The 18,704-nt window shown below is 36.3% G+C and carries 14 protein-coding genes; all 14 read right to left on the reverse strand.

The window, feature by feature from the left end:
- Positions 1 to 73 precede the first annotated feature (73 nt).
- Positions 74 to 394 carry an NADPH-dependent FMN reductase gene (locus SYJ56_RS22980; RefSeq protein ID WP_323838333.1) on the reverse strand — a complete coding sequence of 107 codons (321 nt, stop codon included), beginning with the start codon at positions 392 to 394 and terminating at the stop codon, positions 74 to 76.
- Positions 394 to 612, reverse strand: a complete 219-nt coding sequence (locus tag SYJ56_RS22985; protein ID WP_323838335.1) for a DUF6500 family protein — start codon at positions 610 to 612, stop codon at positions 394 to 396. The genes SYJ56_RS22980 and SYJ56_RS22985 overlap by 1 nt, the downstream gene beginning before the upstream one ends.
- 423 nt (positions 613 to 1,035) lie before the next feature.
- A complete protein-coding gene (locus SYJ56_RS22990) occupies positions 1,036 to 1,503 on the reverse strand; it encodes a nuclear transport factor 2 family protein (RefSeq protein ID WP_323838337.1) in 468 nt (155 codons plus the stop codon).
- 890 nt (positions 1,504 to 2,393) lie between these two features.
- On the reverse strand, positions 2,394 to 3,533 hold the full coding sequence (locus SYJ56_RS22995) for a glycosyltransferase (protein WP_323838339.1): 1,140 nt from the start codon (positions 3,531 to 3,533) through the stop codon (positions 2,394 to 2,396).
- A gap of 32 nt (positions 3,534 to 3,565) precedes the next feature.
- Positions 3,566 to 4,207: an acyltransferase gene (locus tag SYJ56_RS23000; protein ID WP_323838340.1), complete on the reverse strand. Its 642-nt coding sequence runs from the start codon at positions 4,205 to 4,207 to the stop codon at positions 3,566 to 3,568.
- Positions 4,204 to 4,797: an acyltransferase gene (locus tag SYJ56_RS23005; RefSeq protein ID WP_323838342.1), complete on the reverse strand. Its 594-nt coding sequence runs from the start codon at positions 4,795 to 4,797 to the stop codon at positions 4,204 to 4,206. Before SYJ56_RS23005 ends, SYJ56_RS23000 begins: the two co-directional genes overlap by 4 nt.
- Before the next feature lie 13 nt (positions 4,798 to 4,810).
- A complete protein-coding gene (locus SYJ56_RS23010; protein ID WP_323838344.1) occupies positions 4,811 to 5,992 on the reverse strand; it encodes a glycosyltransferase in 1,182 nt (393 codons plus the stop codon).
- Complete coding sequence (locus SYJ56_RS23015) at positions 5,985 to 6,920, reverse strand: hypothetical protein (RefSeq protein WP_323838346.1); 936 nt, start codon at positions 6,918 to 6,920, stop codon at positions 5,985 to 5,987. Before SYJ56_RS23015 ends, SYJ56_RS23010 begins: the two co-directional genes overlap by 8 nt.
- A 9-nt stretch (positions 6,921 to 6,929) precedes the next feature.
- Positions 6,930 to 7,895 carry a GNAT family protein gene (locus SYJ56_RS23020; RefSeq protein ID WP_323838348.1) on the reverse strand — a complete coding sequence of 322 codons (966 nt, stop codon included), beginning with the start codon at positions 7,893 to 7,895 and terminating at the stop codon, positions 6,930 to 6,932.
- 9 nt (positions 7,896 to 7,904) lie between these two features.
- A complete protein-coding gene (locus tag SYJ56_RS23025) occupies positions 7,905 to 9,701 on the reverse strand; it encodes an ABC transporter ATP-binding protein (protein ID WP_323838350.1) in 1,797 nt (598 codons plus the stop codon).
- 27 nt (positions 9,702 to 9,728) lie between these two features.
- Positions 9,729 to 12,317, reverse strand: coding sequence for a glycosyltransferase (locus SYJ56_RS23030; RefSeq protein ID WP_323838351.1), 2,589 nt, complete (start codon positions 12,315 to 12,317; stop codon positions 9,729 to 9,731).
- A gap of 1,071 nt (positions 12,318 to 13,388) precedes the next feature.
- Entirely contained in the window at positions 13,389 to 14,546 is a 1,158-nt protein-coding gene (locus SYJ56_RS23035; RefSeq protein WP_323838353.1) for a M14 family metallopeptidase, read from the reverse strand.
- A gap of 421 nt (positions 14,547 to 14,967) precedes the next feature.
- Positions 14,968 to 17,307, reverse strand: a complete 2,340-nt coding sequence (locus tag SYJ56_RS23040; protein WP_323838355.1) for a TonB-dependent receptor — start codon at positions 17,305 to 17,307, stop codon at positions 14,968 to 14,970.
- Between the two features lie 63 nt (positions 17,308 to 17,370).
- Complete coding sequence (locus SYJ56_RS23045) at positions 17,371 to 18,624, reverse strand: sensor histidine kinase (protein ID WP_323838357.1); 1,254 nt, start codon at positions 18,622 to 18,624, stop codon at positions 17,371 to 17,373.
- Positions 18,625 to 18,704: the final 80 nt, after the last annotated feature.

Here is an 18,704-nt window from a genome sequence, read left to right on the forward strand (position 1 = left end):
AACAAAAAGACCTGTACCAACTTCTTCCCTCAAACTGGAAGCAGCACAGACCTAAACCGATTCTCTGAAATTCCTAATCCAAAACATATGGGATGCTCGGAGCGATACATTCAATTGCGTTTTTCAGTCCACTAGGAATACTAAAAACATATTCAGGAGTACAAATTATTATTCCATCAGCGTTTTCTACTTTATCCCGAAATTCTATTACTGCTTCCGGAGTATTTTCACTGGTTAATTCAGTCTTGAAATGTGGCAGTTCTGTTAAATCGTCAAAAATTATCAATTCAAAATTATTCTGCTCCATTTCGGCGATTGCTTTCAGAATGGCAAGGTTAGAGGAGTTTTTGCTCACACTACCATTAATTCCTAAAACAGTTAGTTTTCCAGCCATTACAGTTTATTTTGGACCATGTCCTTGATTTTAACAGCTTTCTCAAAGTGATCAAGTTTATGCCTCATAATCCACCATTCTGAAACTTCCATTAGTAGTTTCGGATTGTCGTTTTTATTTGCAAAAAAAGCATAAAATGAAAGTCCAACGTTTTCCCCTTTTTTCTCAATTTTTTCGTTGCAAACCGAAATTATTTTTTCAATTATTAATTCATTCATTACTCTCAATATTTACATATAGCTTGTTTCAGCTTGCCGGGAATCGGGTCAGGCAAGGGAATCACACCTTCACCTTCCAACAGTTCAGATAGTTATCGCAACGTGCGTAAGAGTCTCACCTCACACGGTACAGGTTTTCTGTTGAGACTAAAGAAGGGTTTTATCGGTTCGGGATTTTAGCCCATAAAGATAATAAAAGTTGGTTTTTCTACCTCACCCCCGCCCTCTACTGATGTGAGAGGGCGGGGGGCTCCGGTAAATGATAGCTCCCGAATAGCTTTCCCCCGAGTCGCTTACTCTCGTGGTCAAGACCTCGGGATCTTTGATTTCAATAACTAAAAAATATCTGCAAGAAAGGAGAAAAACCGGAAGTTATGAATCGAATACAAGGGAAGCTTAGTTGATAGTTATTGATTTTTTTTATTACCAATATTCAAAAATGCGGGAGATTTTACCATCTCTAAATTCAAAAAGGGTCATTTCCAGCTTGCCATCTTTCATTCCGCTGTCTTCTTTTTTTACAAATCTTTTTTCCACAACCACAGCGTTTAGTCCAATAATTTTGTTTTCTATCTTTATATCAGCGACTTTCCCGTCATAACCTCCATTTTTTTGATTCCTAACGTATCCGTTATACAGATCCTCTTTTGTATAAGTCCCGCCATATTTTGGATGAACATATGTAAAGTCGTCTGTAAAAAGTTCAAAAGTGCTATCAATATCTTTGATTGTCGAGTTGGCCTGAAATATTTTAAGGTTCAGATCGTAATATTCCTTTACTACGGTTTCTAATGAATCTTTATGAGCTTTTGAGGCCTCTTGAGCAATTATTTGGCTGGTTGCTAAAAAAAGTAAAGTTGTAGAAACTAATATTTTCAAATGTGTTTTCATATGATTATAATTTGATTTTAAAGGCCATAACTTGTCCCGTGACGATGGAAACGGAATGGAATCTCGCAAGGCAAATAATCCTTCCACTGTGGTCGTTCTTCGACATGCTCGATTTCATCTGTTTATAATTGATTTTTTATGGTCATCCCGTCCCGATAATTATCGGGAGCTATCGGGAGGAATCTTGCAGTGGTTAATCATCCCTTTGTGTCGCTTTGGTCATGCCTGCCTGTCCGGTAGGCAGGCTCGATTTCATATGTAATTTTGTTGGTTCAAATTTTATCCAATTTTTGTGAATTTGCAAGGTGGGAGTTGCATACACCTTAATACAAAGGGTAAAGAAAATAAAACATCTCCCTGTAAATCCGGCCCCTCTCAGGGCATGCTATTTGACACTATTCTTCTAAAGAACTGCTGTTAGTTTGGGTAGAAAGTAGAAAAGTGTGACTATTCTGTTTAAATTCTATTTCTCCAAAAATAGCCATATATCCATTTGACGGCAAAGGAACTTCAATCCAATATTCTTTGATAGATTTACTAGTATCATTATTATTGTCTGGTTTACTCTTTAAAGCTATGGGCTGAGATTCCCATAAGGCTTGACGAAAATCTTCATTTGCTGACTGGCTTGTCTATAATCACGCTTTTGTTGCAGAAGCATCTGCAGATATCTTTAGAACAATTTTATTTCCTTCCGGCAAGTTCTGCCACTTTAACTTTGGAAGGCTTTTATGGGAGGCTACCGCTCTGACAAAGGCAAAAGCAGTAGGGTTGATTCTAGGGTCAGTATCAGCACTTACATGATTGGCTTTTATTGATGCTACCTTATTATTGGTCCATAGCGGTCACTCACTCACCTGTTTAATCTCGCAGCTTCTTGAAGGAAGACACTAACAATTTTTTAGCAAATTTTTCAACACCTTTTCATAATGGAAATATTCCAAGGCAATTTCTCTCGCTCTCATACTATGAAAACTATAATCACGGTTAACTTCAATAAAAATTGACTTTAGATCTTCAGGGTCCGTAAAAGAAAATAAGCCTTGGCCAGTTTCTATGTTTTTTGAAAATCCGGTATCCTGGACTACTACAGGTTTTCCACTCATCAGATATGCAGCGCTTCGTTCACTAAACCAACCACTGTTACTTGAAACAAAGCCATCTTTGGCCACGCTCCACTCTCCTTTGGATTCTGAGATATATTTTTGAAAGGCTTCCGGAGTTTTCGAAGCCACTTCGGGATTAGTTATGATCCATCCCCTTGCTCTTAATTCATCCCGAGGGGCTGATTTACTACCTAGCGCTAATTCAAATCGTTCATTGATTATTCTTGGTAAATCAAAATAAGGTTGGAATGAGGTGGATTTCATTCCAAATATTTTACCATCCCACTCCGCATTTTTATGACTATCCCAATTCATAAGCGTAGTCCAATTTCCTTTAGTTAATACTTTTTCGTTCTTCCAAAGCTCAGGGATAACGGGCTGTCGGGTAGGAACCCACGTAAATTGATCCTTTGGAATTTGACAATCTTTGTTCCCGATGTTTTCTCCAAAAGAAAAAAACACATTATGCTCTTTTGCCATAGCATTTGAAATTGGGTCCTTGATAAGTCGAATCTGTGTAAATACTGGATCCGTATCGATAAAGATCTTGATTGGAATATTTTGAACCTCTTCTCTTAGTGGATTTACTCCCGCAATATTGATAAGAACATCAGCGTCACTTAAAAAATTTAATATTTTTTGCTTGGGGTTTCCAAACCATCGACTTGTATGATAATCAAAATATGCCCATTGGCGATTCATCCCATAATTTGAAAAAATTGCATCGATAAATTTTAAGCCATATGAGGGATCAGTTGACACTTCAAAAGTGATGGGATTATAACAGGAAGGATAATCTTCACTATACTCTATAAAAAGCACTTCATGTCCCAAAAGTTTTAACCCTAGGGCATATTGAAAATGATGCCAAACCGCACCTCCAAAAGGTCCCCTGACGATATATCCTAATAAGACAATTTTCATTACTCTTGAATAATTTTAAGATCAAATTGAAGTTAATTCTGATAATCCCAATTAAGATCTGTGGGATCAAGCTGTTTGATAATTTTTGCTGGATTTCCTACTACTACCGAATATTCCGGGATATGCCCTGATACAATGGATTTACTCCCAATTATTGAACCTCTTCCGATGAAAGTGCCTGGTAAAACTACAGAGTCAAAACCAATCCAAACATTATCCTCAATAATCACTGGAGAGGAGGTAGAAAAAGGTAGTTGACGGGAAATTGATACCGAACTCCTTTCTAACAAAATCGCTCTCTGTTCGATAGTAAGATTTTCACCAAAATAATTATCTGTAATTACAGAGCCCCAAGAGGCCATGACATAATTCCCTATTGAAATTTTTTCGGAACATAAAAGTGTGGTTCCCTGTAGAATGCAATATTCTCCGATTTCGGTTACTCCATTTTCTGAGGTAACGATTTGAGCCAAGTCATAAATGCCTGAACCCTTTCCGACTTTCAATGCTACTTGTTCTTTGCTTTGAAACATTAAAAAACAATAGGCGGAATCTATGTAAACATCATTGTCCAATAAAATATTGGCAGGCAACTCTCCATGGTACCAATCATTAGGGATTAAATATCTTCCATCCTGATCTGTGAATCCACTCTGTTTTATGTTCCGTTTCATACAATTGGTTTTGCGGGATTTCCAGAAACCTTCTGGCCGGGTAAAACATTTTCCAGAACCAAAGAGCCAGGATAAATATAGGCCCCCTTACCGATTGTAACTCCTTTAAGGATTGTGGCATTCAACCCAATCCAGACGTCATCTTCAATTTCTACATCTTCTACTTTAAATTCAGGCCTTTCCTTTCTATTTCCCAAGGGTGAAAGAGCGATAATATCTAATAGCCTTTCTAATGGATCTAAAGGATGAAAATCTGAGTCCACTATTGTAACCCCGCCAGAAATAAAAACTCTGGATCCGATTTTTATCCTCCTTGAACAAACCAACGAAGCATTGGCTAAAAAGCAAAAATCCCCTATTTCTATTAGTCCATTTTCTTCTGCAGCTAGAGAGGTTCTCCACAAAGTAACATTGGAGCCAATCTTCAGCCCAATGTCTAATTGCGAATGATAATTTTTAAAACAATGACTTGAATCCAGCATGGTATTTTCTCCAACCTGGATATTAGTCGGGACTATTCCACTAAACCAGTCCCCTGGGAATTTAGATCCTGGAATTAAAGGATAAAACTTTGGAATAGAATTAATCATTTGTTTGATAGAATTAAAGTGAATCAATCAACTTCCCTAAAACAATGTTATGGTCAAAGTATGATTTTGCCAGTTCTCTTGCTCCCAATGAATGTGCCTTCCAATTTTCCGAAATTTTCCGAATCGCATGTTCTGCTTCATGTTCATCCGTAAAGGAAAAAAGCCCCATTCCTGTGGGATAAAATTCAGACCAACCGGTATCCTGTGCTACAACAGGGCGGCCTGATGCTAAATAACAGGCCGATCTACATGAAAACCAGCCAGTTTTAGCTTTAACATACGTTTCTTTAGCTACTGAAATTTCTCCTTCTGAAGAATAAATAAATTCCTGATACAATAAATGATCTCCCGATGCCTCCTCAGGAGAGATTAAATTCCAGCCATTCTCCAATAATTTATAAAATTGTCCACCTTTAACACCTCCTCCTGTTTGACTCACGGCAAGCTTGAACGAAATATGCGGAAGTAGATTTGGTAGATTTAGTATGAGAGGAAAAGTAACATCTTTTTGACCCCAATCTTGCCCGGCAAATTTTAATTTTTTTCCTACTTTCCAGTTCATTAGCGTGGTAAAGGAAGATTTTGATAAGTCAAGTTCTTTATACTTCCAAAAATCCATGCAAATGGGTTGCCGAGTAGAAACCCAAGAAAATTCTCCCCGAGGAATTAAGCAGTCTTTACCAAAAATATTCTCCCCAAATGTAAAATGGTGGGTGTGCCATTGTGCTAATTCTTTTAAATTACCATTATCCGTAGTAAAAGATTGGTTAGAATTTATTTGAATTTGAGTAAACATTGGATCAGTATCCAATAAGATCCTAACAGGGATATGGGAATATTCCTCTCGAATCACATTCGAGCATGAAATATTTATGAAAATGTCAGCAGCTTTACAAATTTCAAGATATTCCCTTTTTGACCTACCAAAAAATTGTTGCGTCAGTTCATCTCGGTAAATATATCGGTCTTCCAGACCAAAATATTTCATAATTTCACGAAGCCTATTTACCGTATCAGTACTATCATTCCAGACTCTTCCAAAGACAGGATATATTTTAGTGTCTTCTAAGTAATAGACATCGTACCCCATCCACTGAAATCCAATCACATATTGAATATAATCCCATACGACTCCTCCAATTGGCAGAAGTCCTAAAAAACCTCCAACAACTACAGTTCCTTTTGAATTAATCATTTGCTGAGACATACCAATTCGGACTTTTGAGGACTTGGTTTGGGATACTTGGGTTCAACAATTTAACACCAAAGTAAAAATCATAGTCTCCATATTCATAACCCGCTTGACTAAGGAGAATCTTCAATGAATCAGTCGCTAGACAAACTATTTTTTGAAATTGATCCATTGACCCATACATACTGAATAAGTAATTGGAAATTTCTTTTATTACTGATTCACCAAACCCAGCTTTAAATAACAAATCACAAATTTGAATTTGATTCTCCTTTGCCTTTTCCAAATAGGTAGCAACTCCAATAAGAGTTTCGCCTTCTAAAACTCCAACGATTTTATAATCACGATGGCTATTTTTCCATTTTAGATTTTGACCGTCTCTAGAGATCATATAATTGTTTTGATTAGAAATCTCATCCCAAAGTAGATCAATACGATTATCATCAAAATCAATGGGACTAATTTCATATACAGCATCATCAAACTTCATATCGGTAGATAAGGACAATTTAAAAAGCGGAAAACTAAATATATGAATATCAAAAAAACTTGCCAGTCTCTTCCATCTTGGATCTGGAAGCATAATTACTAGATCAAACTTCTTTTTCTTCAAAAGTTGAATACCAAAATTATATAACTGAATAATATATTTATATCCCGATAAGCCCGTGGACCTTTTAGCTATAACAGCAGCATAGGGCCGACTTCCAAAAAAGACCTCTTTACCCAATGATACACTCAATGATACAAAAATAAGTTGAGCTTGAATATTGCCGTCATTTTCAACAATTACTACAAAGGAATTACCAATAGGCGAAGAAAGAAAACGCTCTTTCCAAAGTTCCTCATTAATCACATCCCAACCAGCATTTAAATTCCAAAACTCAACCAGTTTAGGATAGTCACTTGAAGTACATTCCCGCAGCGCCATGATCTATAATTAATCATTTGGAAAAATAAACCATTCATTATCTAAATTTTCAACTTCTGCTACAGAAACTGTAGAAGAAATACCAAACACAAATTTATATTCAACATATTGTGTTTTAAGCTGATCCAGAAAGGGTTTTAAAAAATCATTTGATATGATTTTAAGTTCTTGCTTCTCAATAGGGATCGCTTTCTCTATCCATAATAAATGAAATTTTTTAAGTTTTTTGAAAAGAAGAGGAACATCAATGAATTCAATCATTAAAAAATCCAAAATCAAACCTGAATTTTTTTTTATCACAAAATATCCAGTTAGTTTTTTCTCTAAATCAAAAATTCCGACGATTAAGTCATTTCTCCATTTGTAATTTAACCACTCTTTCGATCTATTGATAAAAGAAAGGTTTGAATTTTTTAGTTTAAACTTTTCCCAAATCAGATTAAATTCATTTGTAAATCCATTTAATTCATGTAGCGTATACTTAGTATCTTCAACATCTTCCTCCAAAATTTGAAGGCAAGGGAAAATTTGAATTTTCCATGGAAATAAACCAACCTTATGAATGGATTTTAAACTTTTTACCCACCCATATGCAGGCATGGTATAAAGCCAGTTATATCCTTTCTCTTTGATATATTTATTGCCTTCCAAAAAAAGCTCAACCACCAAAGATTTACTTTCAGCATATACGGATGACCTATACTCCTCATGGATAATTGGGGCAGAAATTTTAACAGCCTTTACTTCCATACTACTCAAATACATTAAAGTGGGAGTATAAAATATTTGACCAACAATTTTATCAGATTTATCCGTGGCCAAAAAAATTATTGCGTCCCCAAATGGCCCTGGAAGCCACATCTTAAACTCGCTTTCTTCTGGTCTTCCCCAACCAGAAAAATATTCCCATAAATCAAGGACTTCTTTCAAATCAGAATCTACATATTCTCTAAAGAAGAATTTTTCAGTGTTCATATCAAAAAGTTAGTTAATGTTTTGCTGGGTGTAAAGATTAAAATAGAGCCCATTTAGTTTAATCAATTGATCATGAGAGCCCAATTCAGATATTAGTCCATCGTTTAAAACCAAGATTTGATCTGCGTTTTTAATAGTAGAAAGTCTGTGGGAGATTATAATCACTGTTTTATTGAAATAATACTCTTTAAGCCTTTTAAATATTCTTCCTTCTGTAATTGCATCCACAGAAGATGTCGGCTCATCTAAAACAACAATTGGATTGTCCATTACAAAAGTCCTAGCTAGAGACAAACGCTGTTTTTCTCCCCCTGATAAGGACAATCCAGCTTCGCCTACCATCGTGTCATATCCCTTTGGAAGCTTCATAATGAACCCATGTGCTTCGCTAAGTTGCGCTGCTTTAATCACCTGATCCGTCGTTGCTTCAGGATTACCGAACCTAATATTTTCAGCAATACTCACCGGAAACAATATCGGATCTTGCAAGACCATTGAAATATTACTTCTTAAAGAATTTAAACTAAAATTACTTATATCAACACCATTAATTCTTATCTCCCCCGCCCATGGATCATAAAATCTACCCAACAAAGAAATAAGTGAGGTTTTTCCTGCCCCGGTTGTTCCAATTATCGCAGTTACTTTACCCGGAAATGCTTTAAAATTAATAGCCTTTAATACATGATTTTCATCATCCTTAAATCTATTATACCCAAAATCAACATTTTCAAACTCAATTAAACAGGATTCTTCTGACAATTCGAATGGATTTTCTTTTTCAAATACTTCTTCTTTAGAATCCAATATCTCGTAAATTCGACTTGCTCTAGCTGCTATTGTAATGGTTGCACCAGCGGCAGTTGAAAGCGAAGTTACCGGCCCATAAATTGCGGTTATGTACCCTAAGAAAACATATAAATCTCCAGGAGACACTTTCCCGTCAAGTCCTTTATACGCACCAATCGCCACCAAAACAACAGAGGCTATTCCTGTGATTAAAGCAACTGATTGATTATAACCTTCCCCAATAGTCACTGCCTTTAAATATGCCTTTTTAAATCCTGAAATTAAAAAGTCCAATTTTTCTAACATGAACTTTTCTCTGACAAAGGTCTGAATGACTCGCATGGATACCAAAGCTTGTTGCACAAACGCAGAAAGTTCACCTTGTTTTGTATACTGTTCCACAGTAGTATCATTCATTGGTTTATTGACAATAAATAACACATACACTAGTAAGGGTACAACAGAAATGGCGACAATCGCTAACGTCAAATCTATCAAAGCCATTACATAAAACATCCCGATAAGAATCAAAAGGGAAGAAATTATTGGAAGGACAATCTGAGCGACTAATAAATACACCACGAAAATATCTCCATTAAACCTTTGGAGAAGATCTCCAGTTTGATTTTTGGAATAGAATTTCATGGATAAAACCTGAAATTTTTTATAGAGATCAAGAGACAGATCATACACAAGACCTATCCCAATTTTTGTTACAAACAAAAAAGAAATATAATTTAAAACAATTCCTCCTATGATGATTATTAACATGAAAAATAAACTATAGTTGAGCAAGTCACTTTCAGATTGCCCAATATTATTCAATTGTAAAAAACCACTAATAAACTCAGGTAAATCCTTTTTCAACAGAACATTATCTATTATTACTTTAACCGGAAGTGGCTTAGCAACTGTAAAAAATACACCAACAATTGAAATAAATATTAAAAGTATCAACTTCCACTTATATGGAAGCAGATATCTCAGCAATCTACTTATCGTATTTATATTTTTCATTTCAAATTACTAATGTCAAACACATCTTCAATTCATTGAATCAATTAAAACATTCTCAATATTAGAATTTTCAAATTTTGGCTTAATTTTTTTCAGGTCGTATTGAATTTCTTTTTCGCCATTTTTTCTTGAAGCCAATGTTTCTACTGAAACTCTAAAAAACCTTAAAATATAACATGAATCAGCTACAATCTTGAGCACCAATAAAATTGACAAGGACCCAAAAAACAATAAGCTTAGGTAGGCTTTAAATTCCAATGCAATGATGGTTACTAAAAATAGCCCCAAAAACAATGATACTGTGATCATAGAAAGACGCAACCACTGTTTAATTTTAAAATATTGTCTCCCCATTCCATGTTCTTCAACAGTCAATAAAGCTCTTGCAGAAATAAATGGTCCAATTTTATATTCTAAATCCCAACGGTCAAATTCACCTCCATTTTGCACTTTCATTTTCTTTTTTAATAAGTCGGTTTTCAAATCCAGTTGCCATTCGGATAATTCTGTCCACTTTTCTGACCAAACATAAATCACCCGAGGAAAGGCAGAAAAACTCTTAAAATGCTTAAGGTTTGTAAGACTTCCCCTTGATGGGTTCAAGCCATGTTTTAATCGTCCTCGAAGTCTCGATATAGGTTGGATAAAGTGCATATAAGTTGTAATCAAAAAACCCTTAAACTTTTGATCTTTTGGGATTGACTTATTTTTCTTGATTGCTTTTCGCGCAGAAAAAGCGGACTGCGCAAGGATCAATCCGAGTAAGAATAAAAAAATCGGGAATGCAATTCCAAACATGGGAAATTCTAGTCCAAAAACTGAAACAATTCCAAAAAACAAGACTAAAAGAAACCATTCTGGCATTAAAGAAAAGCTACTCCAGGAATTAATTGAATCATTGTAAACAGACTGAAACAAGGCAGAACCTTGACTTCCATAAAAAATTTTCCGTTTTTCAGGATAGATAGAATTCGTTAATCCATTCCCATAAATATGACCTCTCCAGCTTAAATGACCCAAACTATTATATTTTTCTGGCCATTTTTTTTCTAACAGAGCTTCCGCTTTTCCATATCCTTCTTGCTGTTTCCAATACATCTTCAAAGAACTACGCCTATGATGCCATACAAAAGCAGAGTGATGAAACCCTATTGTGTAACCTTTATTCTGAATCCTCCAACAAATATCTACATCATCTCCCGCAGCTCTAAAAATGGGGTCAAAACCTCCTAATTCTATTAAAACAGACCTTTTGAAGGACATATTACATCCAGGAATATGCTCTGCTACCTCATCATCAAGCAATACATGGCAAGGGCCTCCTGGTGAATTTGCCACACAATGAGACACTAATTCAGCCTCCTTTGGCGGTAAATTTGGCCCTCCTATTCCTGCATGATTAGTACTTAAGTATGAGGATGCTAAATAAGTAAGCCATTGAGGGTCTGGGTAAGCATCATCATCGATATAAGCAATGATTTCACCATTTGAAGCATATAGACCTGTATTCCTAGCACTACTCAGCCCTCGGTTTTCTGTACTTATCAATTGCACGCAAAACTGTGATGCAATTTCTGCTGTATTATCTTTTGACCCATCGTTTACTACAATCACCTCGTAACTTGGATATTCTATTTTAGATAACCCAACCAATGTATCTCTGATTGTTTTTGAACCATTGTAGGAACAAACCACTACAGAAATAAGAGGCAAACCGTCTTGCTCCTTGTATGGCAATTCCCCAAATACTTTTCTTACAGTGGCTAAAGCAGGTTTTGGATTTCGGGATCTGTCGACCAATCCAAAATCCCAATCATCAATTGGGAGTCCTCCCCTCCACCAATCGTCTGTCCATGAAAAAACAAAACATCCGGCACACCCCTTTTCAAAAATCTTTCGAATCTGCCAATCCAAGATTTCGGCTTGCTTTTCAAGCCCATTTCGCATACTGTCGAGCCCAATTTCAGAAAGTAAAAGTGGTTTATCCTCCGCCAGATTATGTAATCTGGCTAAATACCGAATCAATTTTTCCTCAGTTTCAAGAAAGACATTGAAACAAAAAAAGTCAAGAAAGGAAAGATCCAAATATTCAGTTGTTGGATAATTCACATAGGTAACCAAAACATCAGGATCCACTTCTTTGACAGTATGATAGAGTTTTTTCAAAAACAAAGAGATCCTTTTATCCCCGTACCATCTCACTATCTTTGCTGGTATTTCATTCCCGATAGCATAGCAAAAAATAGCTGGGTGATTTGAACAAAGAATAATATTTTCCCTAACCCGATCAACAATTTCACTTTCTTGTTTCTCCGAATCTAAAAAAGTTAAATGCTGCTCCCATGGCATACCAATCATCATTTTAAGATTGTACTTCAACGCAATATCCAAAACAGGCGTTGGGGGCACTGTATAAGTTCTCACAGTGTTTACTCCATTTTCTGCCATTAACTTAAAATCCTTATCAACAACTTCTATTGGGGGGAATAAGTCTCCGGATTCATTGGGCTCAAAGGTACCATAGGTAACTCCTTTAATGTAAAATCTTTGATCTCCCAACTTGAAAAATTTACCATCGATGGATGGTCGATTGCCTTCTTTTTTGACATTTTCCATAAACTTTAGATTAAGTGTTACCTTATCAAACTTTTTGAAACTTGCCACATATTTTGTCCAATGTTATTGATTCAAAAAAAACAGAACCTCTTTGAACGAAAGTGGCACCTTTTTATAATTAAAACCATAAATCAAAATATTCAAGTCTGCTTACTCCCAGAACAAAGAATCCTACGCTAAATTTTTAAAAACATGCCTTATTGATCACAAATCAAATTTGATTTTAAAAATTTTAGAAACTAAAGCAGTGTGTTTTGTAACTATTTTCCTTTTTTTTAAAAGTGAGTTTTAAGTGTAATAATCCTACTTATAAAGCCTTAATTCAATTATTTTTGATGTTTCTTTATAAATTTACATTATTTTTTTCAAAAACATATTTTTGAAGTTAATATCCATAAAAAAACTTTTCATTTTTTTTACCGAACATTAGAATTATGTATTTCGCAATTTTTTTGGGATATCTCTAGACTAATTGTTAAAAACAATGGTAATTTTTACCATATTTTAAAAAAAATAATTTAATTATTGAAAATTTCTTGCTCTACGAATTTTCTTCTTTTTACTTTTCTAAATAACGTATAGTTGGATTAAAAAATAAATACATTAAATTCTATGTTTAGTTTTAACTAAAAGACATTTGAAGCAATCTTAGTACAAGGATTGGAGATTTACTTTTGTACAATGTATAAGTTGGAGTATATGAATTTGTAGAACATCTGCCTGACCCATTGTGACAAAATATTCTTATAGAATTTCTTCTCAATCCCTGTTAAGTTACCTATTAGAAATTCTGATTAACCAAAATTATTATCTATTTCTCTATATGTGTCAACTAAGAGAATTTACTCTTTGTTCCAAACACTATTCCATCATGGAAAGGTTAAATTTCTTAGAAAAACTAATGTTATATCTATAAGATTTCACTACTGTAATAATCAACAATGCATTCACCTTAAGAAAGCGGACATTCATGGATGTGACACATATTTATAATAAACATAGCTCCGTCTTATGCTTAGGCCATATCATTCCGCCCATGTTTACCTTGAATGAAGATAAATTGCTTCTCTTCTAATTCACTTTAGCGATCACCGTTACATCTTCTCCTTTATTAACAGGAGGAGTAGTGACTATCAATAGCAGTAATCCATCATCTTCTGCGTAAATGGTCTGAAGAATATTATTAAAAAAATCAGTTACATGACCTAGCTTCATTCCTTTTATCACATAATCTCCGGCTTTTTTCGCAGGATAGAATATGCCATCAAAATTGGAAGAAGAATAGATTCTCTGATGAATAACAATAGGTAAGTTTATTACTTCTCTTTTCTCATCGAGTGGAAGAAAGCCCAAGTGATCAAGTAGGTTCAAGACACTTACGGCAACCTTTTCCACCGCATCCTGCTCTATTATTCCCAAACGACCGCACTCAATATCAATGGAAGGTATTCCTCTTTTGAAAGCTTCAGCAGTACAATACAAGCTTGGTTTATCGGCTTTCATATAATCTTTCCCGTCCGTATTGAATATCACCACATGGTCAAAACCAAGCGAAAGAGCCATCTCTTTTCCTTTGGCAGAAACCTCAGGCANGGCTTTCATATAATCTTTCCCGTCCGTATTGAATATCACCACATGGTCAAAACCAAGCGAAAGAGCCATCTCTTTTCCTTTGGCAGAAACCTCAGGCATGTCACTGTTACTGTAGTAGGCTGCGTATCTCATCAGATCCTCGGGTGCATCTCCCGAATGCATATCTAAGAAATAATCAGCTCTGGATATGATATGTTCTGAGATAAAGTGAGCTACTTTTTCTGTAGTAGTTCCAATTTCATTACCCGGAAAAGACCTATTCAAATTCTTGCTATCAACTGGACTGATATAGGGAGATCTTCCCAAAAAACTTTCTACCCCCGCCAATTGCACCAGAATGACTACGCCTTTTAATTTTTGCGGATTGATTGAATGGATCAACTTCTGCGCGCCCATAATTGGCGCATATTCAAAGCCGTGAACTCCAGCTGTGATCCCCAAGGTCTCCCCATCCTCTACCCCATTAAAGACGGAGACAGGAATAAAAGTAGAATCCTGACCATTAACTATTGGTATAGTAAAATGTTCTTTTGTGCCTGCTTTAATCTCCTTGTTTTGAAATAAAAAGGAAGACTGGGCAGCAGCGAATTCTGACATTATCAACATGGCGATGATTAAACTAATTTCTCTCTTCATCTCTGATATGAATACATTGATTTCCCAATACGGTTAACTTCTTAATCCCGCTTTAGGAACAAACCTATTAACCGCAACAAAGTTGCATATAATGTAATGTTAATACAACTTGTACCACATAAAATCTAGGGATTTACCATTTTGATCATATTTTTGTTAATATCTAAATCAGACATCTTACTTGCTTCAAAAGTAGCATTCCTCAGAAGTTTGATTCAACATCTATCAAAAAGATATTCTAAGAATATGATTATCAGTAACGATGCCAGTTCCAAAATAATCCATGGTTCACCTCGACAAGCTCGGTGTCCCGATTGAGATTAGTGTTGAGGTAGGATCAACATAAAAACTCCGGTGGTCAAGCTTGTCGAGACCACTTTTCGAAATGACGCCTACTGGTAAAAACGCGGACTATCATATTTTAGAAATTATATCTTGCTGTTACCAGAAAGATTCGGGTTTCCCTTTTCGCCCTGAATTCCTGAGAAAAGGTATTTGTTAGCGTTTGTCCCGCAAATCTCTGCGTATTGAAAACATCTCTCAAACTGAGTAATATACTTGCTTTGTCATCGATAAAAGACTTTTGAACACTAGCATCCACAGAGTACCGGGCAAGGTCCCGACCTTGGGCTTCCACTTCGGGGGAATCGTAATTCCCAACCAATTGCAGGTTAACACCCAGCGGTAATTTGAAATCCTGAGTAAGTTTAGCATTCCAAGAAAAGCCAGAATTGGTAAAATCCTCACTGATATTTGATCCATCCACCGTTATTCTAAAAAGTGTAAGTCCACCATTCACTGAATACCAGCTGTTAACTTCGGAGACACCGATGAATTCCATCCCATACGATTGGGAGGATAGCAAATTTGACGGTTGTGAATAGGAGATTCCATCTTCCACGATGGTGATAAAGTCGAGCTGTCCATTTACCTGCCTGTAGAACAAATTGGTAGTGAAGCTTGATTTTTCAAAATTTGCCAAATGCCCAAGTTCAAATGAATTGATCATTTCTGGTTCTAGATCGGGGTTACCACGTCTAATATTCAAGGAATCTGTGATATCTGGAAAAGGATTCAATCTCCAAGCAGTAGGTCTATCTATCCTTCTGGAATAGGTAACTTTCAAGGAGTGATTTTCATTAAGATTATACATACCCTGCACACTTGGGAAGAGGTTGAAATAGCGCTGGTTATTTGTCTCATCTGTATTTTTCAGATAAGTATCTACTTGCGTGTATTCACCCCGAAGTCCCAGTGCATACTCAAATTTTTCCTTTTTAGATGAAAATATGGCGTATCCAGCATGAATCTGATCTTTGTAAAGAAACTGGTTACTGACAGCTGGGTCTTCAACAAAAGAATCACTGGTCTCCCTATATCTCAGGTACCGATAATCATTATCAAACTTCCTTATGTTTGATTTCAGACCTGCTTCAAATTTACCTGTCTCCCAGGGTTGAATGTAATCAGCCTGTAGCACCGTGATATTTCTCACCTCATCAGTGAATGCCTGCTCTTCGCCAGTCAGATTCTCCGGTGATGGGTTTAGTGTGTTGGTGAAAATGTCAATATTCTGCGTTTTATACTGATTACGATAAGAGTAACTCGCAGTAGCCCGAAATAAATGTCCTTTATCTTTGAAATTATGCTCAAAAATCAAAGCATTATCCAATCCTTCATCTATCTCATCCTCATTGTTCCTTCTGACATAATCAAATGATTCCTCCGAATCACCTGATGCCAAACTTGATAGTTCAGAAAATAACGTATTTGTCTGGAATTGGTGTCCATATTGGTAAACACCTTCATAGCTCAACACATTATTACCGAAGTAATAATCAGCTCCATAATTAAGGTTATGGCTTGGTTCCCGCTCTGAGCTTATAGTATTTTGATCAAGTTTTTCCTGATCTTCGAATATTACCCGAATGGAACTCCGCTCCCCAATGCTCTTCCAGTTCCTGTAATTATACCCTCCAAATACATTGAATTTGACGTTACGATGATTTATTCTTCCGCCCATACTTGTCCTTGCCCTTGTTCCGTAGGTAGCTTCCACCCCCCCATGAGTCCCAAAATCTTGCCCTTTTTTTAAGACAATATCTATCACTCCACCTTCTGCTGCTGCATCATATCTTGCATTTGGATTGTTGATGATCTTTATTTCCTCCACCGCACTTGCTGGAAGCTGATCCAAATTCTGGGTGAGAGAAGAGTTTCTTCCGTTTATCAGAATATTGGTGCCACTACTTCCTCTCAGTGAAATACTGCCGTCTTCAGATACCGAAATGGAAGGTGTATTTCTCAGTATGTCCAATAAAGTTCCGCCAGCATTTGCCAGGTTGTTTTCAGGTGAGATAATGATACCTTCCAAACTTGATCGCACAGGCATCTTAGTAGTCTGAACTACCACTTCTTCGAGCTTAGCAGCATCGCTTACCATAGTCAGTTCGCCAAGAGAAACATCACCATTGACCTTCACACCTTTTACAAGTAGGTCTTCATAGCCGATAAAAAAAGCTTTCAGCACATAGTCACCTTGTTCTGCTTGGAGAACAAATTGACCTTGCTCATCGGTATCGCTATAGATTATGGGACTTGCTGATCTTTCAGATTCAAAAAGTGCCACTTGAACAAAGCCAAGAGCCTCATTCCTTTCTTGGTCACGAAGTGTACCGGTGAGTTCAAAAGTCTGGGCCAATCCAAATAATGGACTGGCGATCAAGGCTAGTATTAGAAGGAATTTATGTTGCGGCTTCATCAGGATAATCAGTTGGTTTTAGTGTAAGTATACACCAACATTCTATACCAATTTTGAAGCATGTCATCTAAATTGTATGCGAACTACATGAAGTTGCTTCTCAAATTTGTATTGGAGACGGAATCCGTAGTTTTTACAGATTTGGTTTACAATTGCCAATCCTAAGCCTACTGAATCTGAATAGTCGGATTCTTTCTTGAATCTATTGAGCATTTCTTCCGGGTGGAAAGAAGGTTCTTTTCCTGTATTTTTTATTTCCAGTACGTGTTGATCCAATTGGATTTCTATTGATCCTCCTTCTAAATTATGCTTGATGGCATTTCCTATCAGATTGTGAAGTAGAATCTCGGCAACATACGGATGGATATCCAGGATTACTTCATCCTCTATCTCAAGGTCCAGTCGTATGGCATGGATCTGAATAATTTCTTCTAAGCTTCCTAGGAGATGATGCATTCCCTCGCTGAAATTATAAGGGTCGGGAGACTCAAATTCTTCATTTTCCAGCTTGGCTAAAATTGCTAATGACTTGACAATTCTTCGAATCCTCTCATTGTTGTCGTATGCAGATTGAATAAGTACAGCCTGAGGTTCAGAAATATCTTCATTCATTAGCAATTCAAGTTTCCCTCTAACTACCGCTGAAGGTGTTTGAATTTCATGCGAGAGATTCTCAGAGAACTCTTTAATCTGTCGATAGTCCTTTAGGAGTTTTTTGGACATTTTTTCTAAAAACATATTTAGTCGGTCAAACTCATAAATTCCGTTGGAAGAAAACTTCAGAGGCTCGTTTTTCTGGAATGAAAACCATTGTAGCTTATTCAAACTTTCATTAAAAGGACGGAAAATCTTTTTGGATATCACACGCAGAAAAAACCCTATAAACACCAATTGAATGAAAAATACCACAAGCATGGTGGTGACAACCGTCTCTGTGATGTCATCTGCTTCCACCACCAAATTAAAGTAGGAAATCCGGTAGTGTTTTCCATCTATTTTGAAGGACCGGCTGGCTTTTAGCTGAATCTCATTTTTGTTCATAGGATCGTGATAGGCCAGCGTGTCACGGAGCGAAATATCTTCTATCGGCAAGTCCATCGGGATCTCCTGGATTTCGAGTTTATCCATAGCCAGACTTTGGACGGGTGCGCCATTCTTAATTCGCTCGGCATAAGAACTTATCTGCCGATCAAGCTCCATTCCCAGCTCAAAATCTATTTCGGAACTTAGTTTATTGTATATAAAAACAGTACCGAATAGCAATGCTGCTACAGTGATACCCAAAAACCAAAGACTGATGATATTGATGAGTTTCATGTGATTATAATTGTATTTTGAAGGTCACATGGAATCTCGCGATACAGAATAATCATTTCTCCTTGAGTCACTTGTGTCAT

Source organism: Algoriphagus aurantiacus, assembly GCF_035156405.1.
Classification (GTDB): Bacteria; Bacteroidota; Bacteroidia; order Cytophagales; family Cyclobacteriaceae; genus Algoriphagus; species Algoriphagus aurantiacus.